Annotated in this window: 26 protein-coding genes; 11 read left to right on the forward strand and 15 right to left on the reverse strand. The window is 62.1% G+C overall.

Features of this window, described 5'->3' with window-relative positions:
* Nucleotides 1–122: 122 nt before the first annotated feature.
* A complete protein-coding gene (locus tag IE093_RS14370) occupies nt 123–1,151 on the reverse strand; it encodes a Fe(3+) ABC transporter substrate-binding protein (protein ID WP_189470358.1) in 1,029 nt (342 codons plus the stop codon).
* Nucleotides 1,152–1,459: 308 nt separating this feature from the next.
* Here IE093_RS14370 and IE093_RS14375 point away from each other — a divergent pair, with 308 nt between their 5' ends.
* Nucleotides 1,460–2,524 carry an ABC transporter ATP-binding protein gene (locus tag IE093_RS14375; protein WP_422730986.1) on the forward strand — a complete coding sequence of 355 codons (1,065 nt, stop codon included), beginning with the start codon at nt 1,460–1,462 and terminating at the stop codon, nt 2,522–2,524.
* Here the strand turns inward: IE093_RS14375 and IE093_RS14380 are convergent.
* The 4 genes from IE093_RS14380 to dctP all read right to left on the reverse strand — a co-directional run bounded on the left by IE093_RS14380 (nt 2,477) and on the right by dctP (nt 7,347).
* Nucleotides 2,477–4,111, reverse strand: coding sequence for an ABC transporter permease (locus IE093_RS14380; protein WP_422730987.1), 1,635 nt, complete (start codon nt 4,109–4,111; stop codon nt 2,477–2,479). The two genes, IE093_RS14375 and IE093_RS14380, sit on opposite strands and share 48 nt — an antisense overlap.
* A gap of 229 nt (nt 4,112–4,340) precedes the next feature.
* Nucleotides 4,341–5,669, reverse strand: coding sequence for a TRAP transporter large permease (locus IE093_RS14385; protein WP_189470364.1), 1,329 nt, complete (start codon nt 5,667–5,669; stop codon nt 4,341–4,343).
* On the reverse strand, nt 5,666–6,169 hold the full coding sequence (locus tag IE093_RS14390) for a TRAP transporter small permease subunit (protein ID WP_189470366.1): 504 nt from the start codon (nt 6,167–6,169) through the stop codon (nt 5,666–5,668). The genes IE093_RS14385 and IE093_RS14390 overlap by 4 nt, the downstream gene beginning before the upstream one ends.
* 68 nt (nt 6,170–6,237) lie before the next feature.
* Entirely contained in the window at nt 6,238–7,347 is a 1,110-nt protein-coding gene (dctP, locus tag IE093_RS14395; RefSeq protein ID WP_189470368.1) for a TRAP transporter substrate-binding protein DctP, read from the reverse strand.
* Nucleotides 7,348–7,651: 304 nt separating this feature from the next.
* Between dctP and IE093_RS14400 the strand changes: the two genes are divergently transcribed.
* Together IE093_RS14400 and IE093_RS14405 are read left to right on the forward strand one after the other, a co-directional pair.
* Nucleotides 7,652–9,889, forward strand: a complete 2,238-nt coding sequence (locus IE093_RS14400; RefSeq protein ID WP_189470369.1) for a tRNA(Met) cytidine acetyltransferase TmcA — start codon at nt 7,652–7,654, stop codon at nt 9,887–9,889.
* Nucleotides 9,890–9,970: 81 nt separating this feature from the next.
* A complete protein-coding gene (locus IE093_RS14405; protein ID WP_189470371.1) occupies nt 9,971–11,440 on the forward strand; it encodes an aminoacyl-histidine dipeptidase in 1,470 nt (489 codons plus the stop codon).
* Nucleotides 11,441–11,479: 39 nt separating this feature from the next.
* Here IE093_RS14405 and IE093_RS14410 read toward each other — a convergent pair whose 3' ends face one another.
* The 3 genes from IE093_RS14410 to IE093_RS14420 form a co-directional block, all read right to left on the reverse strand.
* Nucleotides 11,480–11,821, reverse strand: coding sequence for a hypothetical protein (locus IE093_RS14410; protein WP_189470374.1), 342 nt, complete (start codon nt 11,819–11,821; stop codon nt 11,480–11,482).
* 204 nt (nt 11,822–12,025) lie between these two features.
* The gene (locus IE093_RS14415) at nt 12,026–12,499 is read right to left on the reverse strand and encodes a Dps family protein (protein ID WP_189470375.1); all 474 of its coding nucleotides are present in this window, start codon (nt 12,497–12,499) and stop codon (nt 12,026–12,028) included.
* A gap of 150 nt (nt 12,500–12,649) precedes the next feature.
* Nucleotides 12,650–13,801: a glycerate kinase gene (locus IE093_RS14420; RefSeq protein WP_189470377.1), complete on the reverse strand. Its 1,152-nt coding sequence runs from the start codon at nt 13,799–13,801 to the stop codon at nt 12,650–12,652.
* A gap of 135 nt (nt 13,802–13,936) precedes the next feature.
* Here IE093_RS14420 and IE093_RS14425 point away from each other — a divergent pair, with 135 nt between their 5' ends.
* Genes IE093_RS14425 through IE093_RS14440 form a run of 4 tightly spaced genes read left to right on the forward strand, consistent with a single transcriptional unit; the run spans nt 13,937 to nt 16,580 of the window.
* Nucleotides 13,937–14,473, forward strand: coding sequence for a hypothetical protein (locus tag IE093_RS14425; protein ID WP_189470379.1), 537 nt, complete (start codon nt 13,937–13,939; stop codon nt 14,471–14,473).
* Nucleotides 14,473–14,835, forward strand: coding sequence for a hypothetical protein (locus IE093_RS14430; RefSeq protein WP_189470381.1), 363 nt, complete (start codon nt 14,473–14,475; stop codon nt 14,833–14,835). The genes IE093_RS14425 and IE093_RS14430 overlap by 1 nt, the downstream gene beginning before the upstream one ends.
* 33 nt (nt 14,836–14,868) lie before the next feature.
* Nucleotides 14,869–15,552: a DUF1007 family protein gene (locus IE093_RS14435; protein ID WP_189470383.1), complete on the forward strand. Its 684-nt coding sequence runs from the start codon at nt 14,869–14,871 to the stop codon at nt 15,550–15,552.
* Nucleotides 15,540–16,580, forward strand: coding sequence for a nickel/cobalt transporter (locus IE093_RS14440; protein ID WP_189470385.1), 1,041 nt, complete (start codon nt 15,540–15,542; stop codon nt 16,578–16,580). Before IE093_RS14435 ends, IE093_RS14440 begins: the two co-directional genes overlap by 13 nt.
* A gap of 153 nt (nt 16,581–16,733) precedes the next feature.
* Here IE093_RS14440 and IE093_RS14445 read toward each other — a convergent pair whose 3' ends face one another.
* Nucleotides 16,734–17,156 (reverse strand): HIT domain-containing protein, encoded by a 423-nt coding sequence (locus IE093_RS14445; RefSeq protein ID WP_189470387.1) that lies wholly within the window; start codon nt 17,154–17,156, stop codon nt 16,734–16,736.
* A gap of 87 nt (nt 17,157–17,243) precedes the next feature.
* Between IE093_RS14445 and IE093_RS14450 the strand changes: the two genes are divergently transcribed.
* The 3 genes from IE093_RS14450 to IE093_RS14460 all read left to right on the forward strand — a co-directional run bounded on the left by IE093_RS14450 (nt 17,244) and on the right by IE093_RS14460 (nt 18,649).
* Entirely contained in the window at nt 17,244–17,990 is a 747-nt protein-coding gene (locus IE093_RS14450) for a sulfite exporter TauE/SafE family protein (protein ID WP_189470389.1), read from the forward strand.
* A gap of 76 nt (nt 17,991–18,066) precedes the next feature.
* Nucleotides 18,067–18,225, forward strand: coding sequence for an entericidin A/B family lipoprotein (locus tag IE093_RS14455; RefSeq protein WP_189470391.1), 159 nt, complete (start codon nt 18,067–18,069; stop codon nt 18,223–18,225).
* 94 nt (nt 18,226–18,319) lie between these two features.
* The gene (locus IE093_RS14460; protein WP_189470393.1) at nt 18,320–18,649 is read left to right on the forward strand and encodes an I78 family peptidase inhibitor; all 330 of its coding nucleotides are present in this window, start codon (nt 18,320–18,322) and stop codon (nt 18,647–18,649) included.
* Nucleotides 18,650–18,670: 21 nt separating this feature from the next.
* Here IE093_RS14460 and IE093_RS14465 read toward each other — a convergent pair whose 3' ends face one another.
* Nucleotides 18,671–19,288, reverse strand: coding sequence for a LysE family translocator (locus IE093_RS14465; protein ID WP_229803597.1), 618 nt, complete (start codon nt 19,286–19,288; stop codon nt 18,671–18,673).
* A gap of 83 nt (nt 19,289–19,371) precedes the next feature.
* Between IE093_RS14465 and IE093_RS14470 the strand changes: the two genes are divergently transcribed.
* Entirely contained in the window at nt 19,372–20,766 is a 1,395-nt protein-coding gene (locus tag IE093_RS14470) for an aminotransferase-like domain-containing protein (protein WP_189470394.1), read from the forward strand.
* Between the two features lie 41 nt (nt 20,767–20,807).
* On the opposite strand, the gene IE093_RS14475 is transcribed toward IE093_RS14470, so the two are convergent.
* From IE093_RS14475 to IE093_RS14495, 5 genes are all read right to left on the reverse strand, one after another.
* On the reverse strand, nt 20,808–21,809 hold the full coding sequence (locus IE093_RS14475) for an ion transporter (protein ID WP_189470396.1): 1,002 nt from the start codon (nt 21,807–21,809) through the stop codon (nt 20,808–20,810).
* 31 nt (nt 21,810–21,840) lie between these two features.
* On the reverse strand, nt 21,841–22,830 hold the full coding sequence (locus IE093_RS14480; protein ID WP_189470398.1) for an MDR family NADP-dependent oxidoreductase: 990 nt from the start codon (nt 22,828–22,830) through the stop codon (nt 21,841–21,843).
* A 177-nt stretch (nt 22,831–23,007) separates the two neighbouring features.
* On the reverse strand, nt 23,008–23,490 hold the full coding sequence (locus IE093_RS14485) for an acyl-CoA thioesterase (RefSeq protein WP_189470467.1): 483 nt from the start codon (nt 23,488–23,490) through the stop codon (nt 23,008–23,010).
* 138 nt (nt 23,491–23,628) lie between these two features.
* Nucleotides 23,629–24,939, reverse strand: coding sequence for a short-chain fatty acid transporter (locus tag IE093_RS14490; protein WP_189470399.1), 1,311 nt, complete (start codon nt 24,937–24,939; stop codon nt 23,629–23,631).
* A 63-nt stretch (nt 24,940–25,002) separates the two neighbouring features.
* A complete protein-coding gene (locus IE093_RS14495; RefSeq protein WP_189470401.1) occupies nt 25,003–26,346 on the reverse strand; it encodes an MATE family efflux transporter in 1,344 nt (447 codons plus the stop codon).
* Between the last annotated feature and the right edge of the window lie 26 nt (nt 26,347–26,372).

Below are 26,372 nucleotides of genomic sequence, written 5' to 3' on the forward strand. Positions count from 1 at the left end.
GAAGGAAAACGGACGCATGTAGTGAAGGGATGAGGCCAGTCCAAAGGACAGAAAGGTCGAGAGAAAAACACGGCCCGCGGCAATACTGCCGCGGGCCATGGGGTACCAGATGTCTGTAAGGCTTAACGCCAGCCGACGCGGTCGAAGATGCGGATCGCCTCGGGGTTGTTCTCGCCCAGGATACTGACGTTGAGGTTGTCCTTCTCGAAGTTGCCCCAGGACTCCAGCGTCGGATCCATCTTCACGCCGTCCACCACCGGGAACTCGTAGTTGCCGGAGGCGAAGACCTCTTGGGCTTCGTCGGAGGCGAGGAACTCCAGGAAGCGGATGGCATTCTCACGGTTGGGAGCCCCGTTGACCACACCAGCCCCGCCGACATTGACATGAGCGCCGCGGCCGTTTTGGTTGGGGAACAGGATCCCGACCCTGTCGGCAGTCTCGCGATCGGCTTCATTGTCGGACTTGAGCAAGCGCACGTAGTAATAGTGGTTGGCCACGGCCAGATCGCACTCGCCGCTGGCGACGCCCTTGATCTGGTCGGTATCGCCGCCTTCGGGCTGGCGGGCGAAGTTGTTGACCACGCCCTGGGCCCACTCCTCGGCGCCCTCTTCGCCGTGGTGTTCGATCAGCGAGGCGAGCAGGGACTGGTTGTAGATGTTGTTCGAGGAGCGGATGCAGATCTTACCCTCGAAGCGCGGGTCAGCCAGGTCCTCGTAGCTCGTGATCTCGCTTGGGTCGAAGTTGTCGCGGTTGTAGAAGATCGCCCGCACGCGCTGACTGAAGCCGAACCACTTGCCTTCGGGGTGACGCATGGACTCAGGAAGACGCTCGGCAAGGACATCGGACTCGATGCTGTCGAAGATGCCGTCTTGCTCGGCGCGCCACAGGCGGCCGGCGTCGACTGTCATCATGATATCGGCGGGACTCGCCGCGCCCTCACGCTGGATGCGTTCGATGAGCTGGTCGGAGTCGCCCTCGAGGATGTTGACCTCGATGCCGGTACTCGCGGTGAAGGCGTCGTAAAGCGCTTGGTCGGAATCGTAGTGCCGTGCTGAATAGACGTTCACCGTGTCGGCGGACGCGCTGGAGGCGAAGGCGGCACCTGCCAGCATGGCGGTGAGTGAAGCAGCGAGACGAGAACGGTTGATCATTGAGCACCTCGTTGGCGTTATGATTGCTTTTTTGACTAGAATGATAATACTTTGCATTTGTGTCTCGTCCATTGAACAGCTTCGCATTGATGCCGTCAACTGGATGTTGGCGCTCGGTTTCGGGACCTGGTAACTAGGGTGGCGTGCCTGCTGAACTTGGATGAAAATTAAACGCAATTTGCTAGTGTTTCGCGTTAACATGAAATGCGTCTTTATCCATCCGGCCGAATCGTCGTGCACCTATGATCAGCCAACTGAACCTGTCAGAAGCCGACCGGGCAACGTCGCGCCAAGCCAGCGTGCTGGCGATGCAGAACGTACGCCATGCCTATGGTTCCCACGTCGCTGTGAAGGATGTCAGCCTGGAAATGTATCCGGGCGAGGTGGTCTGCCTGCTTGGGCCTTCCGGGTGCGGCAAGACTACTCTGCTGCGTATTGCGGCTGGTCTCGAAGTTCTGCAGCAAGGCAGGGTGGACATCGCTGGCCGTAAGATCGCAGTGCCGGGTGGCCGTCACGTCCCACCGGAAAAGCGCAACGTTGGCCTGGCTTTCCAGGACTCGGCACTGTTTCCCCATCTCACGGTGCTTGAGAACGTGACGTTCGGTCTCGAAACCCAGGCGGTTCGACAGCGACGCCAGCGAGCCCTGGAGCTGTTGGAACAATTGGGCATGGCAAGCTATGCCAAGGCCTATCCGCATATGTTGTCGGGTGGTCAGCAGCAGCGCGTCGCACTGGCGCGGGCGCTAGCCCCGGCACCGCAGTTGATGCTGCTCGACGAGCCGTTCTCCAGCCTCGATGCCCGGCTGCGTGACCGGATCCGTGACGATACCCTACACGTGCTCAAGAAAGTCGGTGCAGGGACCCTGCTGGTGACTCACGACCCGGAAGAGGCGATGTTCATGGCTGATCGCATTGCGCTGATGCGCGACGGTCGCATCGTGCAGATGGGTACGCCACGGGAACTCTATTGTGCCCCTCGCGACCCTTTCGTCGTCACTTTTTTCGGCGATGTGAACGAGTTGCATGGCGAGGTCCGGGACGGAGTGGTAAAGACGCCGGTGGGGCCGGTGGAAGCGCAAGGATTGGAAAACGGCACCCGGGCACAGGTGCTGATTCGCCCGGAGGCTCTGCGCGTGATCGAGCTCGACAAGCCCCCGGCATCCCACCGTTACAGCCACGTGATCATGGCCAAGTTGTTGGGACGCACTAGCTTGCTACATATCTGCGCGCATGGAGAAGACGGTCAGGAAGCTCACCTGCACGCTCGGGTGCCTGGGGTCTTTCTTCCTGCGGCGAATCAGCCGGTGGAGATCCGGCTGGATCCTTCACAGGTCTTTGTCTTTCCTGCCAGTCTTGCCGCTCCCGGGGCGTGAACGGCTCATGGCCATGCTGAGCAGAATCACCGGGAGGATGCCTACCGCAACGATGGCCAGTGACGAGGTGGAGGCTTCGGCAAGGCGCTCGTCCGACGCCAGGTTGTGAGCCCTCACGGCCAAGGTGTCGAAATTGAAGGGGCGTAGGATTATGGTCGCAGGCAGCTCCTTCATGACATCCACGAATACCAGAATACCGGCGGCGAGCAGGCTGCCGCGCATGATTGGGGTGTGCACGCGGCGTAGCGTGCCCCCTGCGGTCTGCCCCAGGGTCCGGGCGGCAGCATCCATGGTCGGCGTTACCTTGCCGAGGCTGGCTTCCACGGTGTTGAAGGAGACCGCAAGGAAACGCACCACATAGGCGTAGACGAGAATGAAAGCGGAGCCGCTGAAAATCAGGCCGGCGACGAAGCCGTAGTGCTCGCTCAGGAAGCTGTTGATCGTATCGTCCAGCCAGGCGAAGGGAATCAGGATGCCGACCGCAACCACCGAGCCAGGTATGGCATAGCCCATGGCAGCGATGCGGGTGGCGGTACGTGTGATCGGGCTTGGGTGAAGCCGCACGCCATAGCTCAGGATGAGTGCCAGGCTCACGGCAACCATCGAAGCCAGCGCCGCCAGCGTCAGGCTGTTCCAGGCAAAGTCGAGGAAGCGAGTACCGAACAGGGCATCGCCTTTCTGGATGGCGAGGTGGGCCAGCAGCGCACAGGGCAGCAGGAAGCCGATCAGCACCGGGATGGCGCAAGCGATAAAGGCGCCCTGCGCGCGCCACCCAGCCAGCTGATATTCGGGGAGTCGCTGGTAGCGGCTGGAGGTATGGAAATACTTTCGCTGTCCCCGCGACCAGCGCTCTAGGAGCACGAAGACGATAACGAAGAGCAGCAGGCAAGCGGCGAGCTGTGCCGCGGCCACTTGTTCGCCCATGCCGAACCAAGTGCGGTAGATGCCCGTGGTGAAGGTGTCGACGCCGAAGAATTGCACCGCCCCGAATTCATTGAGCGTTTCCATCAGTGCCAGCGAGACTCCGCCGACAATGGCGGGGCGTGCCAGTGGTACCGCCACGCTGGTGAACAACCGCCATGGGCCGCGTCCCAAGGTTCGGCCGACATCCAGCACGCATACGGATTGCTCGAGGAAGGCCGCTCTTGCAAGCAGATAGACGTAGGGGTAGAGCACCAAGGTGATCAGCGTGGCGGCTCCACCCAGGGAGCGGATGCTGGGAAAGTAGTAGTCACCATGACTCCAGCCGAATATCTCGCGCAGCCAAGTCTGGAGTGGCCCCGAGTACTGAAGGAAATCCGTATAGGCGTAAGCGATCACGTAGGTGGGAACGGCCAGCGGTAGCAGCAGCGCCCACTCGAAGATCCGACTCCCCGGAAAGCGGCACATGACCACCAGCCAGGCAGTACCGGTGCCTATCATGGCGGTACCAAGGCCTACCGTGACCACCAGGAAGAGGGTATTGGCGAGATACCGGCCCAGTACGGTACTGGCGAGGTGATGCCAGATCCCGTTGGTCGGCATGAAGATGTGCAAGAGCACGACTAGCACCGGCAAGGCCACGATGAGGGCGACAGCGACAGTCAGGACCGTCCATGCATTGAAGTGTGACGATAGCTGCCGAGAGACTGTCGTCAGCCAGGTGCTGGCAGAACGCGGCAAGCGGGATCTCCTTCCGGTGGCTTAGCCTGAAACGGACTGAATGCGACTTGATAACGGCTGCAAATACTACCAGTTGGCGCTACGGCTTGCAGCCCTGGTAGCTACCGGATGCATCGCCCGTCATTCAGTGAATGGTGGGCGATGGGAAAGGCATTCAATAGCCGAGTATCAGGCTCGGCAGGCCGGTGATCAGCCTTGGGAAGGCGGCCAGCAGCAAGCAGGCCAGCGCAATCAATGCACAGAAGGGAATCACGGCCTTGTAGAGGTCGACGGTCTCGACGCCTCGCGGTGCCACGCCCTTCAGATAGAAGAGGGCATAGCCGAAGGGTGGGGTCAGGAAAGAGGTTTGCAGCACCACGGCCACCATGACCACGAACCACAATAGATCCACGCCCATATTCTCGACGATGGGCAGCATGATCGGGAAGCTCAGCAGTACGATGCCGGTCCAGTCGAGGAACATCCCCAGGATAAAGACCAGGAAGAGCATCAGAATCAGTGCGCCGGTGGTGCCGCCGGGCATGGCCATGACCAGATCGTGAATGACCTGCATGCCGCCGCCGCGTGAGAAGACACCGGTGAAGGCCGTGGCGCCCACCAGTACCAGCATTACCATGGTGGTAGTCTTGCTGGCCTCGATAAGGGTGCGGTAGCAGGTCCTGAGCGAGCGGTCGCCGAAGATCAGGAACAGCACGAAGGCCAAGGTCACACCGATCGCCGAGGCTTCGGTGGCGGTGGCGATACCGGTGAACAGCGCACCCAACACCCCCAGAATCAAACCCATGGGCGGCACCACGAATTTGGCGAGCATCAGCAGCAATTCGCCGGTGGTGGTGTCGGCGCGTTCCTCGAGGGGAACCGGCGGGCCGAAGGAGGGCTTGATATAGCAGATCACCAGCACGTAGAGGGCATACATCGCGCCCAGCAGCAGCCCCGGTATCAGGGCGCCAGCGAACAGCGCGCCCACCGAGACCGGCGAATAGCTGGCCATCAGGATCAGCATGATACTGGGGGGGATCAGGATGCCCAGGCAGCCACTGGCCATGATCACCCCAGAACTGAGTTCTTTGTTGTAGCCGTACTTGAGCATCGGTACCAACGCGATCATGCCCATCACCGCGATGGAGGCGCCGACGATGCCGGTGGTGGCGGCCAGCAGCACCGAGACGACGACCACCGTCAGGGCCAGGCCACCGTTGAGCCGTGCCAGCAACAGGCGCATGGCGTCGAACATCCGTTCGGTGACGCCGGAGTCGTTGAGGAAGCGCGCCATCAGGATGAACAAGGGGATTGCCACCAGCACATAGTTGTCCATGGCATTGCCATAGATGTTGTTGATGATGGTGCCGAGAATGCGCGGGCCGGGGCCCAGCCAGGCGGCCAGCACGGCGGTGCCGCCGAGCACGAAGGCCAGCGGGTGACCCATGAACAGGCCGATCATCAAGCCGCCGAACATGAAGAGGGTGAGCATTTCCGGGCTCATGAGATCTGTTCCTCCCGCAACTGCTGGATGGCACGGATGACGAGAGCGATGGCCTGCAACAGGATGGCCACGGCGGCGACCACGATGACCGCCTTCACGGGATAGACGGGGATCGCCACGATGCCGTAAGTGGTCTCGCCACGACTGAAGGAGCGACTGAAGAAACCCCAGCCGAAGGTGAGCAGCATCCAGATGAAGGGTACGAAGAAGATCAGGTAGCCGACGATCTCGATCACTGCCTGCATCTTTCTCGACAATAGGCGTTTGAGGATATCGACTTCGACATGCACGCGCTTTTGCAGCCCGTAAGCCGCCATCAACATGAAATGGGCGCCGAACAGCATCTTGGTGATGTCGAATGCCCAGTCGCTGGGGCGACCGATGAAGAAGCGCAGGGCGATATCATAGAGCACCACTAGTGTCGTCACGGCAATCAGCGGTGCGAGGATGCGTCCGAACCAATCATTGAGCCGGTCGATCACGTTGGCGATGGCATTCATGGTCACGGTCTCCCGGAGGCAGCCGCGACCGTCCGAGATAGTCTCGTGACGGCCGCGGTCGAGCCTGGTTACATACAGGCCTCGATCTCTTCGAGCGAGGGCAGGTTGTCGATTCTGCGGCTCATGTTGTAGGGCACCGAGACATCGCGCCAGTTGGCGTAGTTCTGCATGTAGCTGACCATGGAGTGATAGACCTTGGCATGCATCGGGTCCTCGCAGGCGCCTTCCACGATCACCTCGTTGGTCATCTCCTGGATACGTGCCATGTCCTCTTCGCTATAGGTGGAGATCTCGACGCCGGCTTCCTTGAAGGCCTCCGTGCCCTCCGTGGAGGTGCGTTCGGACCATGCCAGCGACCAGGCCAGGGTGGCTTCGGCGGCAACCTTGAGCTTTTCTTGCGTGGCTTCGGACAGTTCGTCCCAGGCATCCTTGTTGATCATCACGCCGAACACACTGGCGGACTGGTGCCAGCCAGGTGTCGCCCAGTAGTCGACGACTTCGGCGAAGCCTGCCTGGTAGTCGACGCCCGGGGTCGAGAACTCGGCGCCATCCACTACGCCACGCTCCACGGCCTGATAGATTTCGCCACCAGACAGCGTCACCTGGGAGCCCCCCAGCCGCTCGAGCACGCGGCCCTGATCGCGACCGGACAGGCGCAGGCGCTTGCCCTCCAGGTCGGCCAGGCTCTCGATCTTGGTGCGACCCATGAAGCCGGATTCGTTGTTGGTGATGCCGTAGGGCAGATAGACCATGTTGAAATCGCCGTAGACCTCCTGATAGAGCTCGAAACCGCCCCATTCCAGGATCCAGTTCAGGTAGTCCACACCGTTGAACAGGCTGGGAGTCGCCGCCAGCGGCGAGAAGGCCGAACTGCGGCCCGCCCAGTAGCCCGGCCAGTCGCCGGACGCCTCGATACTGCCGGTTTCGGTGGCATCGAAGACTTCGGTGGCAGGCATTAGGGTACCGCCGGCGCGGAAGTCGATCTCGAGCTCGTCACCGGCGATCTTGTTCACCGTCTCCACCCAGTGACGATCGATCTCGATCAGGGACAGGTTGTCCGGCCAGGTGGTGGTCATGGTCCACCGGGCCTTTTCCTGGCTGAGAGCTGGTGTCGAGAAGGCGGCCAAGGCGATCCCGGCTGCCAAACCACTTAGTGCGAATTTGATGATAGGTTTCATGTATGCCCCCTTGAATCGGGTTTTTGGGCTGTGACGGCTAGAAAAACTATCCTGGCTCTCGTTGTGGACGAACGAACCATACGCTCGATTAAATTAGCACGTACTGCGGGATATACCGTGATCGGAAGTCTCTCCGGCGGTTGTCGGATCCCTCGCGCGCTGTACCCAAGGCTGAAAACTTGTCGTTCAATATCAACGCACTGAACGGTTCTTTCACGCTGCAGGCCGGCGTAAAAGCGCTGCGGTCAGCGTTGAATGGCCACAAGCTTTAGACTAAAGATTGACCCATTGTCGGAGTTTCCGCATGCCGCGTTCCCAGGATTCCGCACCCCTCGGTGGTGATGCCCCTCAGGCCGAGGGAGGGTCAGATAACGCCTTGGCGACCTCGGTGAGGGCACTGTTAGACTGGCGCGCCCAACTCGCCGCTCGGCGCTGGCGGGGATTGGTGTGGGTGACGGGAGAGGCCACGAGCTGTCGGCAGCGTGCCATGGCACTGTGGCAGGCGGAACGCTGGCAAGCGCCGCTTTGGCTGGCCGGTACGCGACCTGACGAGCTCGCTGTCGACGACTGGCTGCCGGCCGCCAAGGCCCGTACTCGTCTAGGTGGTGAGCAGGACCTGGTGATTTTCGATGCCGTCTCGGCGGAAAGCGGTTTCGATCCCGATGCCTTCGGCGCCCTGTGGGGGACCGTGCGCGCCGGTGGCTTGCTGGTGTTGCTGACGCCCGCCGGTTGGGGGCAGGTCTCGGATGCCGACTATCGGCGCCTGGCCGAGTATCCCTATCGTCCGGAACAGCTCCATGCCCATTATTTGCGGCGCTTGGCGCGGCAATTGGCCGAGTTGGAAGATGTCGCCCGCTGGACCAATGCCGGAGAAGTTGAGCTGCCCACATTATCGACTCCGACAGCGTCGGTGCCAATGGTAACGGATCCTGACTGCGCTACGCATGATCAGGCCGAGGCCGTGGCCCGCCTGACACACTTGCGACGTCGTCGTCCTTTAGTGCTTACCGCTGATCGCGGGCGTGGCAAGAGTTCAGCGTTGGGCATCGCCTGCGCGCGTCGCTTAGCTGCAGGAGAGCGTCTCATCTGGGTCACGGCGCCTCGCCCCGCGGCCGTTGAGCCGGTGTTCGAGCGCTTGGCGGCACTGTGTCCCGAGGGGCGCCGGCAGGCCAATGCCTTCGAGTGGACGCACGATGGCAACGTCCACCGAGTGTGCTTTCTGGCCCCGGACGTGCTATCGGCCAAGGTTGCCGAAGGGGATGTGGAAGGAGCCGGCGGCCTGCTGCTGGTCGACGAGGCGGCCGCGATTCCCGCCCCGGCGCTGGGTCAGTGGCTGCGTCACTTTCCGCGTATCGTCTTCGCCACCACGATACACGGTTACGAAGGCTCGGGGCGTGGCTTTGCGCTGCGTTTCCGAGCCCATCTCGAGCGCGAGACGCCTGACTGGCACCGTTTCCATCTCGAAGCACCGATCCGTTTCGCCGCTGGCGACCCGCTGGAACGGCTGACATCGCGCTTGTTGATGCTGGATGCCGAGCCAGCACCATACGACGCGAGATTGGCATCACGCGAGGCCGAATTCATCGACTGTCGGCCCGATGAGCTGGCCGACGACGAGCCCCGGCTGCGCGAGCTGTTCGGCCTGCTGGTCCAGGCTCATTACCGTACCCGGCCCAGTGACCTGCGTCGCCTGCTTGACGGCCCGGGCACCCGGATCGCTACCCTCGAGGTAGCGCATCACATCCAGGGTGTGGTGGCCTGTGTCGACGAAGGAGGCTTTCCCGAGGAGCTTGCCGAGGCGGTTGCACTCGGCAAGCGACGTCCTCGTGGCCACTTGCTGGCCCAGTCGCTGGCAGCGCACGCCGGAAGTCGTCAGGCGCTCACCTCACGCTTGCGACGGGTCATGCGCATCGCCGTGCATGAGGCATGTCGCCGGCAGGGACTGGGCCAGCGGTTGTTCGAGGCGGAACTTGCCCGGGCCCACGCCGATGGCATCGACCTGCTGGGGGCGAGCTTCGGTGCCGAGCCAGGTCTGATCGCATTCTGGCAGCGTAACGGCTGCATGGCCGTTCGCCTGGGGCTGACCCGCGAGGCTTCCAGTGGCGAGCATGCCCTGATGGTAGTGCGCGGTGTCAGTGACGCCGGCCAGGAATTGGCGCGAGAGCTGCAGAGACGCTTCCAGTGCTTGCTGCCGACCCTGCTGGCCTTCGAATTGAAGACACTCGACCCGGGAGTGGCGGCGGCGTTGTTGGCGGAAAGCTCAGTCGCTGAGCTTACGCCCGAGCAGCTCCGCGACATCGATGACGTGGCACTGGGACAGCGCGAACCGGCGCTGGTGCGCCCAGCCCTCCAAGCCTTGGTACGCCATGCACTCGCTGCGGGAGCGTCGCCGGAATCGGACGATGCCCGATGGCTGGTGGCGGCGCTTTTCCAGGGGCGTGAGACGGCGTGGCTGGCCACGCAACTGGGTGTGCCTGGCCGCCGCCAGGTCCAGGTATGGTTGCGCGACGTCCTGGCGCACTGGCGGCAGCGGTGGGCATAGCCTCGCGCCGCGACTCTGGCCCCTTTTCCCTGTGTAGGGCTGGCGTTAAGGTATGGCAGTCTCCCATCACATAGAAACGTCATGAACTCACACCTCGAACAGCTTGCGCCGCAACCGGTGTGGCGGCTTTTTCGTACCCTATGCAACACGCCTCGGCCTTCCGGCCATGAAGCCGCGTTGGTGGCGGTGCTGGAGCGCTGGGCCGATGAGCACGGCCTGTCCCACGATCGCGATACCTTCGGTAATCTGCGGATACGCAAGCCGGCCAGCCCTGGCCATGAACGGGCACCGGGTGTGATCCTGCAGGGGCATCTGGACATGGTGGCCCAGGCCAACGCCGATCATCCCCATGACTTCACCCGCGACCCCATCGAGACCTATGTCGCCGAGGGTTGGTTGCGCGCATGTCAGACCACGCTCGGCGCCGACAATGGACTGGGCGTGGCAGCGGCGTTGGCGATTCTCGGTGACGAGAGTCTGACGCATGGGCCGCTAGAGGCGCTGTTCACGTTGGAGGAAGAATCTTCCATGGGCGGTGCGCTAAACCTGGCCGAAGACTGGCTCGAGGGAAGCATACTGCTCAACCTGGATTCCGAGGATCGTGGTCAGGTGTATATCGGCTGCGCCGGTGGTGCCGATGTGGTGGTGGAAGCCCAGTTGCCGACCAGTGCCCTGAACGACGACGAACAAACCTGGCAATTGTCGCTGACGGGACTGGTCGGCGGTCATTCGGGCATCGACATTCACAAGGGGCGGGGCAATGCCAATCGCCTGCTGGTACGGGCACTGCGCACGCTGGAAGGCGCTGGTGCACGACTGATCGATTACCACGGCGGGACGCTGCGCAATGCCCTGCCGCGTGAGGCCTTCGCCAGCCTGGCCTTGCCGGTTGACGAAGTCGGTCCCGTGCAGGCGCGCCTGGAAGCGCTAGAGCAGGAACTCAGGGTCGAGCTGAGCGGGGTCGACGAAAAGCTGACCTTGAGATTGACGCCTTGCGCATCACGCGCCGACGAAGCCTTGACCGAAGCCGCCAGTCAACTGCTGGTGAATGCCCTGCACGCCGCCCCCTGCGGTGTCGAACGCATGAGTGTCGAGGTTTCCGGAGTGGTCGAAACGTCCAACAACCTGGGGGTGGTGAGTCTGGAGAACGGTCGTTTCCGCCTCTGTGCCTTGGTGCGCTCGCTGCGCGATAGTGCCACGGCGGATATCGCCGACCGTTTCACGGCGTTGTTCTCTCTGATCGGTGCCCGTACCCGCGTGGAAAACGCCTATCCGGGCTGGACGCCCAACCCGGAGAGTGAGCTGTTGGCGCGCTTTCGCCGTCTGCATCGGCAGCGGCTAGGCAGCGATCCCGAGGTCAAGGTGATCCATGCCGGCCTGGAATGCGGCATCCTGGGCGGCAAGTACCCGCACTTGGAGATGATCTCCTTCGGTCCGCAGATCCGCGGCGCTCACTCGCCCGACGAGCGGGTCGAGATTGAATCGGTCGCGGAGTTCTGGCAACTGCTGCGGGTGCTCATCGAAGACTTGGCCAACGATCAAGCCGCCTGAAGACTCCCGCCCGCTGGAAATCAGCGGGCGGTGACGGATTCAATAATCGCTTCTAATGGTGACGATTGGCACTCCACCCACCGTCACCAGCGGTACGCTGGTAGAGTGGTGGCGGTGGCGGCGAGGCGCCAGATAACGCGGTTCCTCGTGTATGATCACGTGCTTTTCGATGATCCGCGATGGGCGATGGTGCCGACGGTGCCAACCACCATGGCGAGGGCTGCGGTGGAATCTATCGCCCTTGTAATGCTGCCCGTGATAGTGATGATGAAAATTCTGGTGATAGCCGCCTCGTCGGTCATGCTCGGCGAGCGCCGGCGTGGAGAGCGCCAGGGCCAGGCCGATCCCCACCAGCAATGCTGTCAGTCGTGTGTATCGCATGGGGTGTCCTCCGTTCTGCGACTAGATATATCACCCCTCGCAGCTCCCTATTCAGTAGTATATCCGCCGATCATCGGCAGTCGAACGGCGTTTTCTAATATGGCGGCGACTTCCTCGCTCTCTCCATAATTTGGGATCGGAACGCGAAAACGCCGCCCCGAGCGGTTCGGGGCGGCGCTGTCATGCCGGTCGATGAGGGAGGGCTCAGCCCAGGTAGGCGTTGAGCATCCACACGGTCTTTTCCTGCTCGCGAATGTAATCGCTGACTTGGGCGGCGGTGCCTTCGTCGTCGGCATCCGAAGCCAGCGACAGGATCTCGCGTTGCAGCTCGATCAGGGCCTGGTAGCCCTTGACCACGCCACGCACGCAGGCTTCGCCGTCGTGGACGTTCTTGTCCTCGTGGATCGAGGCGATCTCCACGTAGTCGCTGTAGGCATGCACCGGCTGATGGCCCAGGGTCAGGATGCGTTCGGCGACCTCATCGACCTTGGCCAGCAGATCGGTATAGAGCTCCTCGAACTTGGTGTGCAGTTCGAAGAAGTTCGAACCTTTCACGTTCCAGTGATAGCCGCGCACGTTCATGTAGAAAATCTGGTAGTTGGCCAGCAAGGCGTTGAGTTTTTCGGCGAGCTGGCTGGCACTGGCTTCGTGCAGGCCGATGGCATTGGTGTCGGACATAGGGATGCCTCCTTGATCCTGTTAAGTGAAGTTGGTCACGAGTCTAAGCCCATGACCCGGCTCTGATAAGCGAAATCTCGCCATCGCCGCTATAGTCCCCATCAATGATATGGAACTCGTTCAATGACTTGCAGGCGGCACTGGAGGCTTTCAAGCCTTGTGATGCGGCTGGCTGGCGGCGGCGAACAACCGGATCACGCTTTCGGCACGTTCAGTGAGCAATACGCTGCACTGGCTCAGAGCCTCGCTGAGAGGCATTGGGCCATCGGCCAGTGCAAAGGCTGCAGTGACGCCTTCAGCATAGGCCGCCTGCCAATGACGGCCCAAGCGTCCGGCCAGGACCACGCAAGGCACACCATGTTGCTTGGCGGCCCGAGCGATCCCGACTGGCGTCTTGCCCGCCAGGCTCTGGCCGTCGAGCTGTCCCTCGCCAGTGATCACCAAGTCGGCGTCCTCGAGCCGGCGAGTGAAGCCCACCTGTTCCATGACCAGTTCGATGCCGGGGCGCAGGGCGGCGCCCAGAAACGCTCGGGCGGCGAAGCCCATGCCTCCCGCCGCGCCGGCCCCGGCCAGGTCGCGGTGATCCTTACCGAGCGCGTTTGCCGCCAGATCGGCGAAATGTCCCAGGGCCGCGTCCAGGAAGGCGATATCATCCGGTGTGGCGCCTTTCTGCGGGCCAAAAACCGCGCTCGCCCCGTGCTCGCCGAGCAGCGGGTTATCCACATCCACGGCAGCTTCGACCTCGAGTGCCGCCAGGCGCGGATCGAGCCCCGACAGGTCGAGTTTGGCCAGTTCCGCCAATGCTGCGCCACCCGGAGGCAGGTCGTGGCCGTGACGATCCAGCAAGCGGGCGCCGAGGGCCGCAAGCATTCCGGCTCCGCCATCGTTGGTGGCGCTGCCACCCAAGGTCAGCAATAGCCGTTCGGCACCGGCATCCAGTGCCTCTCGAATCAGCTCTCCGACCCCGAAGGTGGTACTGTGCAGTGCGGTGCGTTCCTCGCGTGCGAGCGGTTGCAGGCCACTTGCCTCGGCCAGCTCGATGAAGGCCGTGCGGGTACCGGGATGCCACCCCCAGGCAGCGGTGCGAGGGCGCCCCAAGGCGTCTCTGACATTGGCCTCGCGTCGTTCGGCAGCGGTGGCGGCGAGCAGGGCGTCGAGGGTGCCCTCGCCGCCGTCGCCCATGGGGCTGAGGCAGATTTCAGCGTCGGGCAGCGAGCGCCGGATGCCCTCGGCGATGGCCCGGGCGGCATCGCTGGCAGGCAGGGCGTCCTTGTAGCTGTCCGGGGCGACCAGAATGTTCATGGATATTTCCTCCGCAGGGGTGATGTGCTGCCGAACGCTCGCTGTCCGTCGTGGTCTTCCGGATACTAACCCACCACTCACCTGCATGGTCGATGGGGTGTAAACTTCGATCAAGACCTCCAGTGGAGAATTCTCATGCGACTCTGGGTCTTGTCGGTGGCATTGGGACTCGTCGGATGCGCCAGTGGTCCGGCCACACTGCCGTCGAATCTCTCGACGCCGGTCGCCGAATGCCGCTGGGAGCAGCAGCTTCCGGGTGCCAACGCTAACCGGCGCGCGGTTACCGCGCTGGAAGCCCAGGGCTTCACGATCCGTGATACCAATAGCGAGCTGGGGCTGGTCAGTGCCGAGCGTATCCGGCAGGTGCCGGGTTATTATGGCCGCTATTACGACCCTTGGCCCTTCGGCTGGTATGGCGGTTATGGCTTGGGTTTTGGACGCCATCGAGGTAGCGGCGTGGCGATCGGTTACCACCATCGCCTGGGAGGTGGCTATGCCCAGCGACAGGAACGTGTCTCGGTGGTTGCCGATGGCGAATGGGTACGGGTTTCCCAAGACGTGCGCGTCGTCGATATCGATGGCGTGGTGCGTGAAGGCAGGAACGCCAGCAGCGCCGAATTCTGTCGCGAATTGCGCGCGGCCATGGAGACGCCGGGAGAGGAAGAAATGTGATGCTTGCGCGCGTTCTGTTGTGTGTCGTCGTGATGGCGCTTTCGGCCTGTGCCACGACGCCCACTCCGGTCGAACCCCGTACGATGACGCTGGCAGCCGACCAGGCGGAGGTATTGGAGACCGCCGTTGCCATGCTGGTCGAGCGTGGTTACGTGATTCGCCACGCCGATCCCGACTTGGGGCGTGTCGAAGCGGTATCGGCCGCCTGGCCTGGCTATGAGGTAACATTGCAGGTCGATGCCGCGGAAGGCGACAATAGCCGGATCTCGTTCAGCGGACGGCGTGGTCGTCAGCCCTTGGCGCCGTATAGTCTCGACCCATTGCTGGTCGATTTGCAGGCACGGTTGGGTCTGGCGCCGTGACCTTTTCTTGACATTAGTGAGTTCGAAAAGCTGATGGCTAGTATTCATTTCCGGCCATGCGGAGCGGCATTCGCTCTTGTCGTGGCATTGATATTGGGATGGAGCGGGGTGGCTCACGCCCATCCGCATGGCTGGATCGATCTTGGCGTCCGCGTGATCCTCGATGATCAAGGGCGTGTCGAGGCATTGCGCCAGCGTTGGCGTATGGACCCTTTCTATAGCTTGGTGATTCTCGAGGAGCTGGAGGCAGCCGAGGGTGACGCCAGCATGGAGGCACGTCTCGATCAACTGGGCACGGAAATCCGCGATAACCTGGCTCCTCGACATTACTTCACGGAACTTACCCATGCCGGACAGCAAGTCGCACTGGGAGAGGTGAGCGAGTATACGGTGATGGAGCGAGGTGGCCGCGTCGAGTTCAGTTTTCTACTGCCGCTGGAGGCCCCCTTGGCGTTAGAGGGGGAGGTCATGCGCTATCAGGTGTTCGACCCCAGCTACTATCTCGAGGTCGTGCACGAGGCGGGCGATGACGAGACCCCGCTCGAGGAGGCTCTGGTCGTGGTCGGTTCCGACCTTGCCTGCACGACCAGCATCGAACCTGCAGATCCAGATCCCGCCAAGGTCGCCGAGGCCGCCATGCTCGATTATGACGATCAGGCCGAGCCTGGCTTGGGCCGCTACTTCGCCGAAACCGGGGAGGTGGCATGCGACGGTTGAGTCGTGCGGCGAAGGTTGGGAGCGCTCTGCTGCTCGTACTGGTAGGGTTCGTGCTGTATGCCGCCACACAGGGCGGCATTGCTTCGTTAGGGTTGCAACTGGTGGTCTGGCAACGCGACCTGCACCGTGTCCTGACCCTGGCCATCACCGATCTCTCTGGCTCGCCTTCACCCTCTGCCTGGGCGATGCTGCTGGGTGTCAGCTTCGCCTATGGAGTCTTCCATGCCGCAGGCCCCGGCCACGGCAAGGCCGTGTTGACCACTTATCTGCTGTCTCAGGGCGGAGCCAAGCGTCGTGCCCTGGCCCTATCCTGCGCAGCGTCGCTGTTGCAGGGGTTGGTGGCCATTGCCCTGGTGGCGGTACTGGTCCACGGCTTGGGGTGGCTGACGCGTCAGGCCATGGGCTCGGTGGCCTGGGTCGAGCAGGCCAGCTTCGTGATGGTCACCGTGCTTGGGCTGTGGCTGTGCGGCCGGGCGCTGCGCCAGCTTCGCCAACCCATTCCGGTGTCTTCGGCTGTACCCCACGCTGAACCGCACCCTGCTCATCATGCTCACCATCCAGCGCATCATGAGCATGGCTGCGGGTGTGGCAGCGTGCATCATGTCGACCCGGCCAAGGCCGGCGATTGGCGCACGGCACTGGTTACGGTGATGGCGATCGGCATGCGGCCCTGCAGCGGTGGGGTACTGCTGCTGGGAGCGGCATCGCTGCTCGGGCACTTCTGGGCTGGCGTAGCGGCGGTACTGGTCATGGCGGCCGGCACGGCGTTGGCGGTATCGCTGCTGGCGCTAGCCAGTGTCATGGCCCGTGGCTGGGTGGAGCGCCGCTTGGCGAGCCGCGGGGGAGCCGGTCGCGCCAGGCGTGCCGTTGGCTGGGCAGCACTGGGCGGTGGGATGGCCATTGCACTGCTCGGGATCTCGCTGACGATGGCTGGTGTTTCCAACCCCGGGGCGCCGCTATTGAGCGAACCGCCTGCGCATGATGCCAGTGACTCGGCGCCACGCAGTAATCCCTTCGCTGGTGGTTGAGGGAGCAGAACAGGTTCTGTCTGAAAAGTCGGCGAGCGAAGGCCAGGCAAGGCAAAAATCATCGAAAAAGCGGAGTTTACGTGGGTGTAAATGAGCATTTTGAGATGATTTTTAACGCCGCATGGGCAAGCGCAGACAGTTTTCGGATAGAACCTAGCCAAGGTCCAGCCCCTGGATCTGAGCCAGTACCAGGTCGCGCATGGCGGCCTGGCCTTCAAGGTCGTAGGAACGAGCCTCGCCATGTCCCCACACTGGCGCGGGCCAGGCCGCGTCATCCGTCTTGCGCACGATAACGTGGAGGTGCAGTTGGGCGACCACATTGCCCAACGTGGCGAGGTTGAGCTTGTCGCCTTGCGTGGCATCCTTCATGACACGGCCCACTTCTGTCGCCTCGTGCCAGAGCTGGACCTGGTCCGACGACGACAGCTCGAAGACCTCGCGAATGCCGGGGCGGCGCGGAATCAGCACCAGCCAAGGGAATCGCGCATCGTTCATCAGGCGAACCTGGCACAAAGGCAGATCGCAGACCGGCAGGCTATCGCTCTCCAGGCGGGAGTCCAGGCGGAAATCGTCCATCGGATAGTCTCGCGAACAGAAAGTCACTCTCGGTTTTACCGCGTTGGCCGGTGAGATGCCAGGGTACGCAAGGACAGGGATGTGGATATGACGTTTCAAGAAGGGCTGGCGCTGGTCGCGATAGGCGGCGTAGCGGGTTTCATCAATGTACTGTCGGCGGGCGGTTCGATGCTGACCTTGCCATTGCTGATGTTTCTCGGCTTGCCGCCCCAGGTGGCCAATGGCACCAATCGTGTGTCCATCGTGTTGCAGAGTGTGGCGGCGGTCGGCAGCTTCCGGCGGGAAGGTGCCAGCCATGTCGGCTTGAGTCTGCGACTGTCGGTGCCAGCGGTGGCCGGCTCCGTGTTTGGGGCCTGGCTGGCCATGCAGGTCAGCGACACCTTGTTCGAAGCAATCCTGATTTCGGCCATGGCGGTGGCTTCGGTGGCCATGTTGTTGCCCCAGCCACGCGTCGACACGCGACCGCTTTCGTCGCAGGACCTGAGTCCAGCACTCTATCTGGCGATGTTCGGCATCGGCGTGTATGGCGGTTTTCTCCAGGTCGGGGTCGGCATCCTGTTCATGGCGGTGCTCTACCGCATGCTCAGGATCGATCTGGCTCAGGTCAATGTCTTCAAGGTCTTCATCATCCTGGTCTACATGCTGCCGGCACTAGGGCTTTTCGTGTATCACGGTCACGTGCGCTGGGGCTATGGCCTACTTCTGGCCGTCGGCAGCATGGCTGGGGCCTGGCTGGCGGTAAAGGTCAATATGGGGCCGCGTGGGGCGGCCTGGATCAAGTGGCTCACTGTTGCCGTCATCGTCACCATCATCCTGCGCTTGCTGCTGGGGTAAGTTGGATAATTAGTGCTAATTTGTAGAAAGACGACTTTCCGTCACCATTATTTGGCCAAGGCGCGAGGAAACGACGATGAAACGACTAGTATCCCTGTTGCTGGTATCGCTGTTCACCCTGTCGCTGCTTAGCGGCTGCAATACCATGCGCGGTATGGGACAGGATATCGAGCGAGGTGGTGAAGCCGTGCAGGATGCCTCTAACGGCAACGACAACGGTGGTGGTGGCTACTGAGCGATTGCCGTGCCCGCGGCTTGCTGCCACGATTCCGAATGGGGCAGGCTTCGGCCTGTCCCGTTTGTTTGCCCCCTTGGGCAAAGGACGTCATATGAGCTTCAAACCCCTTTCTCTGCTTGTCCCGATGTTGTTGATGGCTTGCAGCACTGGTTATCAGCAGCCCGTGGGCCGTGAGGAAGCGCCACCACCGCCCAGGGTCGACGACGTTCCCAACGTCGATGCCTGTGGCGCTCGGCCGGTGCAGGATCGCATTGGCCGTGCCTTCAGCGATTTGCTGAGGGAGGCCATCGCCGATGAGAGTGGCGCCGAGCGCGTGCGGGTATTGCGCCCCGGTGATGCGGCGACCATGGACCATCGTCCCGATCGGTTGAACATCCATCTTGATGAGAACGACGTCATCGCCCGCATTGAATGCGGCTGACCGGCCGCTTGCTCTTTGTGGTCAACCCAGGATGAAGATCACGCAGGCTGCGGTCATTCCTCCCATCAGCCCATTGAAGATTCGCCACGAACGTTCGCTCTTTAGCAGGCGACCGATGGCCAGACCGAATCCGGCCCACAATGCGATACAAGGCAGGGCTATCAGCTCGGCGAAAGCCGCCAGCAGCAGGGCGTTGATCAGAGTATCACCGCCTTGGGGCAGGAAGCCCGCCATCAATGCCAATCCCATGACCCAGGCCTTGGGATTGGCAAATTGGAAGGCAGCAGCCTGCCAGAACGTCAGCGGGCGACCCTCGCTCTCGGCGCGCAAGGTGGGAGGAGGCGCGGTGGCGATCTTCCACGCCAGGTAGAGTAGGTAGGCACTGCCGACGATTCGCAACGATGTCTGCATCGATGGGTAGCGCTCGAAAATCAGCCCCAGACCCAACGCGATGGCGGAGAACAGCACGAAGCAACCGCCCAGGATGCCCAGGATATGTGGCATGGTCCGCCAGAAGCCATAATTGGCTCCCGAGGCGGTGAGCATGACATTGTTGGGACCGGGTGTGATGGTCATTGAGATCATGTACAGCGCTGCCGGTCCCAGGAAAGCCAATCCCTCGATCATAATTGCACCCATACAATTTTGCTTTGTTGGTTCCTTTCCAGGCGTTTTTTGAGCATAATGGGTGCAATTGTGGCGTCAATGGATTTATTGTCACCATGACAATTTGGTTGCCCGAACTGTCCGAGCAAGGGCCGCGCTATCGTGCCATCGTCAATGCCATTACACAGGCCATCCAGCGCGAACGATTGAAGCCGGGGGAGCGGCTGCCGCCTCAGCGCCGCTTGGCCGACGCCTTGGGAGTCACGGTGGGCACGGTGACCCGTGCCTATGCCGAGGCCGAGCGCCAGGGTTGGTTGATCGCTCGCGTCGGAAGTGGCACTTACGTCCGTGAGAGCGATGCGCCAACGGCCATCTTTCGCCAGACGCTTCCCGGTGATGATCAGGAACTCGTCGACCTAAGTCTCAGCCTGCCGCCGCCACACCCGAACCGCCCCCAGGGACTGGGTGAGGCACTCGGTGCCATTGCGCGCGATCCACTGGCGTTGGGGGAGGTCGTGGCTTACCAACACGAGCAGGGTATGACTCGGCACCGTGAAGTGTTGGCCGAGTGGATGACGCGACTGGGAATCGCCATCGATGCCGAGGAATTGATCGTCACCCAAGGTGGCCAGCATGGGATTTTCCTTGCCCTCCAGGCGTTGGCGCAGCCGGGGGAGCGTATAGCCGCTAGCATGCTCACCTATCCGGGGCTGATCTGTGCCGCGCAGCAACTGCACTTGAAGACGCTGCGAGTTCCCTTGGATGAGGAGGGGATGGATGTCGAAGCGTTGGCCCGGCTGTGCATTCAGCAGCCGCCGCGGCTGGTTTATGTCACGCCGGATCAGAACAACCCCACCGGTGCCTGTCTGTCGGAGACGCGGCGTGCGCGGCTGGCCGAGCTGGCTCGCGAATACGACTTCTGGATCGTCGAGGACGGCGTCCAATATCTCCCTCCTGAAGAACGGGGCACGCCACTGTATCGGCTGGCGCCAGAGCGGACGCTGTACCTGTTCAGCACCTCGAAGGTGATCGCCGGTGGTTTGCGTATCGGCACCCTGCGCGTGCCTGACACATTGCGCGAGCGGCTGGCGACTCTGCAGCGTGCCCAGAGCTGGATGGTCCCTCCGCTGATGGCCGAGGTAGTATGCCGCTGGATCGATAGTGGTGCTGCCGAGCGGCTGCTGGTCTGGCAGTTGGAGGAAATGGACGCCCGACAACGCCTGGCACGAGACCGACTGGCGGCCTACCGACCCAGCGGCCGGCCCCATGGCTTTCATCTGTGGCTGGAATTGCCGCCGGGGCAGCGTGCCGCGCCCCTGATCGAGCAGCTCGAACGGCGACATGTGCGGGTCACCAGTGCCGAACCGTTCTGTGTTGGCAGCGAACCGGCCCCACAGGCGATCCGCCTGTGCGTAAGCGCTGCCACTAGTCGCGACGCGTTGTCCAGGGCGTTGGATACGTTGGTCTCGCTGTTGGAGTCGCCACCGGCCATGCCGTGGCGAACCCTGTAACGTACGGTCGCGTCAAATGCCCGTTTCTCCGCCGGTAGTCATCAGTCGTATTTGTTGCGCCATTGCTTGACGGCGATCTGTTCCTTGAGCATCTCGAGCATATCGAGCAATACCTGTTCAGTGATCTGGTCGGTGTGCGGATCGACGTGCAGCCAAGCATCGAACCCGCTGTCGGCTAGGCGTTCCAGCAAGGCGCTGAACTCGGGTGAGCGCAGTCCCTCCGCGGCTTCATGGACCAGGCGACAGGCAATATCGCTGAGCGAGGAGTCCAGGGCGTTGGCGAGTTGGCTGCCCAGGGGCAGGCGCTTGAGACGTTGAATCTCGCGGCTCTCTGCCAGGGTACGGCCTACCAGGGCGCTGACGTAGCGCATCAGGTCGGCACGGTTATGGGCATAGGCGGTGCCCGCCATGTCTTCCAGGCGGCGAGTGACTTCATGGATCAACTGCTGCTTGCGCGGCATGATCACGTCATCAGCGAGGCGCTGGGGTAACGACTCGCTGGCACGAATCTGGTCCTGGGCATTGCTCAGCAGGCGCAAGGCGATGCGGTCCGAGAGCTCCTCTAAGAGAATGTCATAATACTTGGCATACACGGCATAGAGCCACCAGCGACGGACGTCGATCAAGCCCAGGCGTTGCAGGCGATGCAGCAGCGACACGACACGCAGGATACGTAGCAGCCGGAAGCCGCCTACCGGAATGCAGCCCAGCACGTCGTACCAGTACACGAAAGGGTAGAAGAACCAGCGGTGATAGCGGCGCTCGGCAATGGCGACCGCCCAGCCCAGCAGCACGTCGAGGATGAATACCGCCACGAACGCCAGGTCGATGGCAACGAAGTTGGCATGCACATATCGGTCGTAGGTATCGTGCAAGTACGGCGCCATGGCCTGGAATGCTGCATTCAGTGGAGGCAACAGAAACAGACTGTCGAACAGCAACAGCGCCAGGTTGGCGATCACTAGCGCGATGATCAGCAGGTCCCAAACCAGGTGGGCGCGTTCCCGAACCAAGTTTAGCGGGCGAGAGAGCGATGATGGCATGGCGCCTCCTTGTGCCGACTCTCTTTCCAGCCTAGAGAGCGATGATCCGCTTGCCCAGATTGTCGCCGTCGAACAACCCGACCAGGGCGCCGGGCACTGCCGCAAGGCCCCCCTGCACCATGTCCAGCCGCCAATGAAGTCGGCCGCTCGTTACCCGAGGTGTCATCTCTTCCAGGAAGGTCTCGAAATGTGCTTCATAATGCGGCGCCACGAAGGGAATCACCGCCACGCCGCGTTCTCCGAGCCGATTCAGATTGGGCGGTGCACGACGCGGGGTCTCCTGTTGGTATTGGCTGATCAGCCCGCAGACGATGACGCGTCCCCCCGGTCGCATGGCTTCAATGGCCGCAGCGAAGCTGGTCCCGCCGATGGTCTCGAAATCCAGGGTCAGTCCCTCGGGGGCGGCGCGTTGCAACTGCGCGTCGAAATCGGGCGCACGGTGATCGAGCACGCACTCGAAGCCGATGCCGCGTAGCCAGTCGCGTTTATCCTTGCGTCCGGCAGTGACGATCAGCCGTGCACCGGCCTCGCGAGCGAGCTGCGCGGCAATCGAACCCACTGCACCGGCGGCGGCGCCTACCAGAACGCTATCCGCGGGGCCTGGCTTGCCGAGCAATCGCATGCCCAGCCACGCGGTAAAGCCGGTCATGCCAAGTGGATGCAGCCAGGACAGGGGTGGAGCACCCGGCGGGGCATGACGCAGGCCATCTCCCTCGTGTGCGACCCACTCCTGCATCGGCAGATGGCCCACCGCCCAGTCACCGCGCGACCAGCCTGGCAGCCGGCTTTCTTCCACCTTGGCTATGGCATAGCCAGAGAGCAAGCTGCCCGCTTGCCAATGGGGAAGATAATCATAGCCTTCCGGTTGCATACGCGTGCGCATGTAGGGGTCGACGCTCATGAAGCAGGTCCGCAGCAGCAAAAAAGCGTCGTCAGCCCGCGGCGGGGCGATCTCCTCGAGCCTGAAATGTTCCTTGGCAAGTCGCCGCGTTGGGCGCTGAGCCAGAGTCAGGCGCTGCATGGCTCGGCCCGGTTACTCATAGGCCTTGTCTGAAAACTGCCTGCGCTCGACCATACGGCGTTAAAAATCAGCTTAAAATGCTCATTTACAACCACGTAAACTCGTGCGCGAGCCCGGTCCGTTTTTCGCTGATTTTTGCCTAGTCTGGTTGTCGCTCGGCGCCTTTTCAGACAAGCCCTAGGCTTGGCCGATAGGTTGTTCGGCATAGTGATCTTCATGGGTGCGTCGCGCCTCTTCCTCGGCCTGCTTGCGCAGCTTCTTGCGCAATGCCGCCTTCTCGAAGCGCAATTTCTGCAAGGGGGTCTCCAGGCGCAGCGGCGGAACCTCGGCTGGTCTGCCGTCGGGATCCACGGCGACCATGGTCAGGTAGCAACTGTTGGTATGCCGGATCACCTTCTCCTGAATGTTCTCGGCGACGACCTTGATGCCGATTTCCATCGAAGAACGGCCCACATGGTTGACCGAGGCCAGGAATGTCACCAGTTCGCCGACATGGATCGGCTGCTTGAAGAGTACCTGGTCCACCGAAAGCGTTACCACGTAGCTGCCCGAGTAGCGGCTGGCACAGGCATAGGCGACTTCGTCGAGCTTCTTGAGAATGGCGCCACCATGGACCTTGCCACTGAAGTTGGCCATGTCGGGGGTCATCAGCACGGTCATGGTGAGCTCGTGCTGGCGGGGGAGGTCATCGTAGGTCACGACTGGCGTGCTCCTGAAGTGGGAAATCTATATCCAGCATAACGCGTCGCCCCGGGCCATGCATGGCTCGGGGCGACATTCCGGGTCTATCTCCGACCTTCAAAAATAGGTTAGGCCCAAGGAGATGATCGCGCCGGTAATGAAAAGCTGGATCAGGCAGAAGCCCATGATGTCCTTGGCCTTGAGACCGGCGATGGCCAGTACCGGTAACGCCCAGAAAGGCTGCAGCAGGTTGGTCCAGGCATCGCCCCAGGCCACGGCCATGGCCACACGAGTGATGTCGGTGCCCAGCGCTTCGGCGGCGGGCAGCATGACGGGCGCTTGAACCGCCCACTGGCCGCCTCCGGAAGGGACGAACATGTTGACCACCCCGGCACTGAGGAACGACCAGAAGGGTAGTGTCTCGGAGGTGGCGAAGGAGATGAGGCCCTTCGACAACGTCTCGGCCAGCCCCGATTCAACCATGATCGCCATGATGCCGGCGTAGAAGGGAAATTGGATGACGATGCCGGCGCCTCCCTTGATCGCCTCGTGCAGGCTGTCCAGAAGCCGACGGGGCGTACGGTGCAGGACGATAGCCAGGGACAGGAACAGGAAGTTGACGATGTTGAGGTTCAAGCCACCACCGCGTAGCAGGAAGTGATCGAGCAGGAACAGCAAACCGGGGATACCGACCAGCCAGGCCAGGATATAACTGTTCTCCAGATATTCGGCGGGTCGCGAGGTATGCCCGAACGGTTTCGGTGCATCGTCGAGCAATGCCGGATCGACATGCACGCTCTCCTGCTCATCGGGCAGCATCAGGCGGTTGACCAGCGGAACGACGATGAACAGGCATGCCACGATGGCCAGGTTGAAGAATGAGAAAATGGTGGAGCCGGTGCCAATGACGCCGATTCTGTCGACGGTGAAATGGCCATCGGTGGCAATGGTCAGCGGGATGGAGCCTGCCAGGCCGCCATGCCACACGATGAACCCTGAATAGGCGCTTGCGATCAGCAGCCGATAGTCGACGCGAATCTGACGAGCCAACTCCTTGGCAAACAAGGCACCGACCACCAGCCCAAACCCCCAGTTGATCCAACTGGCCACCAGTGATACCAGGGTTACCAGCACGATGGCGCCACCGGCGTTCTTGGCCAGTGAAGCCAAACGCTGCAGCAAGCGCTTCACGGGTGGAGTATTGGCTAGCATGAAGCCCGTAACCAGCACCAGCAGCATCTGCATGGAGAACGTTAGCAGGCTCCAGAACCCATCGCCCCAGTAACGCATCACCGCCAAGGGGTTCTGACGTTCCACGGCAATGGCGGCAGCAGCGGCGACGATGGTCAGCAGCAATACAAAGATATAGGGATCGGGAAGGTACCGCTCGACCAGCCTAACGGCGGGCCGGGACAGGAACTTGAGCATGGTATTATCGCTTTTATTGATTTAGAGAGTTCCAACCTGGCGCCATAACCATGCCTTGCACGCTCAGCATCGGTCAACGCTATGCCTCGTCACCCAGCGTGTGCGGCGGAAGTGCAGATAATAGCCGGCCAGGGTCATCGAGCGCACCAGTGTGAAGGTGGTAAAGGCCAGCCAAAGGCCATGATTGGCCAGTGGTAGGGTCAGCCACCAGACCGGCAGATAGACCGCCAGTCCTGCGAAGATACTGTTGCGCATCTCGCGGGTTGCGGTGGCGCCGATGAACACCCCATCCAGCAGATAGCTCCAGACGGCAACCAGCGGCATGGCTACCATCCAGGCCAGGTAGTCGGCAGCGATAGCGCGTACCTCGGGCAGGTCGGTCAATAGCGCGATCAGCGCGTTGCCGCCCAAGGCGAAGACGAGTGCGGCGCCACCAGCGGTCAGCAGCGAGAAACGGGTCGCGGCGCGCACCACCTGTCTAAACTCGTCCCAGCGACGCCCGCCCACGGCGCGCCCGGTCAGGGCTTCGGCGGCATGCGCGAAGCCGTCCAGGCCATAGGACGTCAGCATGATGAACTGCAGTAGTACGGCATTGGCGGCCAGCACGGTATCGCCCAAGCTGGCCCCTTGAGCGGTGAAGAAGGCCATGGCGAACAGCAATCCCATGGTGCGCACGAACAAATGAGCGTTGACCTGCCACAATTCGCCGTAGGCGGCGAACCGGAGGATCCGTTCACGAAGGAAGCGGCCTTGCAGCAGTTGAAGCTGACGAGTGACCAGCCACAACCCGAAGCCCAGGGCGGTGTAGTCGGCGATCATCGAGGCCCAGGCCACGCCATCGCTGGTCATGCCCAGGCCGATCACGAACACCAGATCGAGCACGATATTCACGCCATTGGTCAGCACCAGGATGGCTAGCGTCACTCGCGAATTCTGCTGGCCGAGAAACCAGCCGAGGATGGCGTAGTTGGCCAGCACCGCCGGCGCCGAGAGGATGCGTATCTGGGCGTACTCGGCAGCCAGTGCGGTGGCAATTTCACTGCCGTCGAGCAGCCACAGACCGAATGTGATCAACGGCCGGGAAAACACGATCAGCAGTAAGCCGATGACCAAGGCCAGCAGCAACGATTGACCGAGCAGGTTGCGTATCTCGGTATCGTTTTCGCGGCCCACCGCCTGGGAGGTCAGGCCGGTGGTGCCCATGCGCAGGAAGCCGAAGCCCCAGTAGAGAAAGCTGAACAGCGTCGCCCCCAGCGTCACCGCCGCCAGGTAGCGCGAGTCCGGCAGATGGCCGACCACCGCGGTATCGACCAGCCCTAGTAGTGGCACGGTGATGTTCGACAGGATGATCGGCCAGGCCAACAACCAGATGCGGTGATGGGAGGAAGACGAAGATGGGGCGGGCATCGGGGATATCCTTGTCGAGGCCGGGA

The sequence above is a fragment of the Litchfieldella qijiaojingensis genome (assembly GCF_014651875.1).
Taxonomy (GTDB): Bacteria; Pseudomonadota; Gammaproteobacteria; order Pseudomonadales; family Halomonadaceae; genus Litchfieldella; species Litchfieldella qijiaojingensis.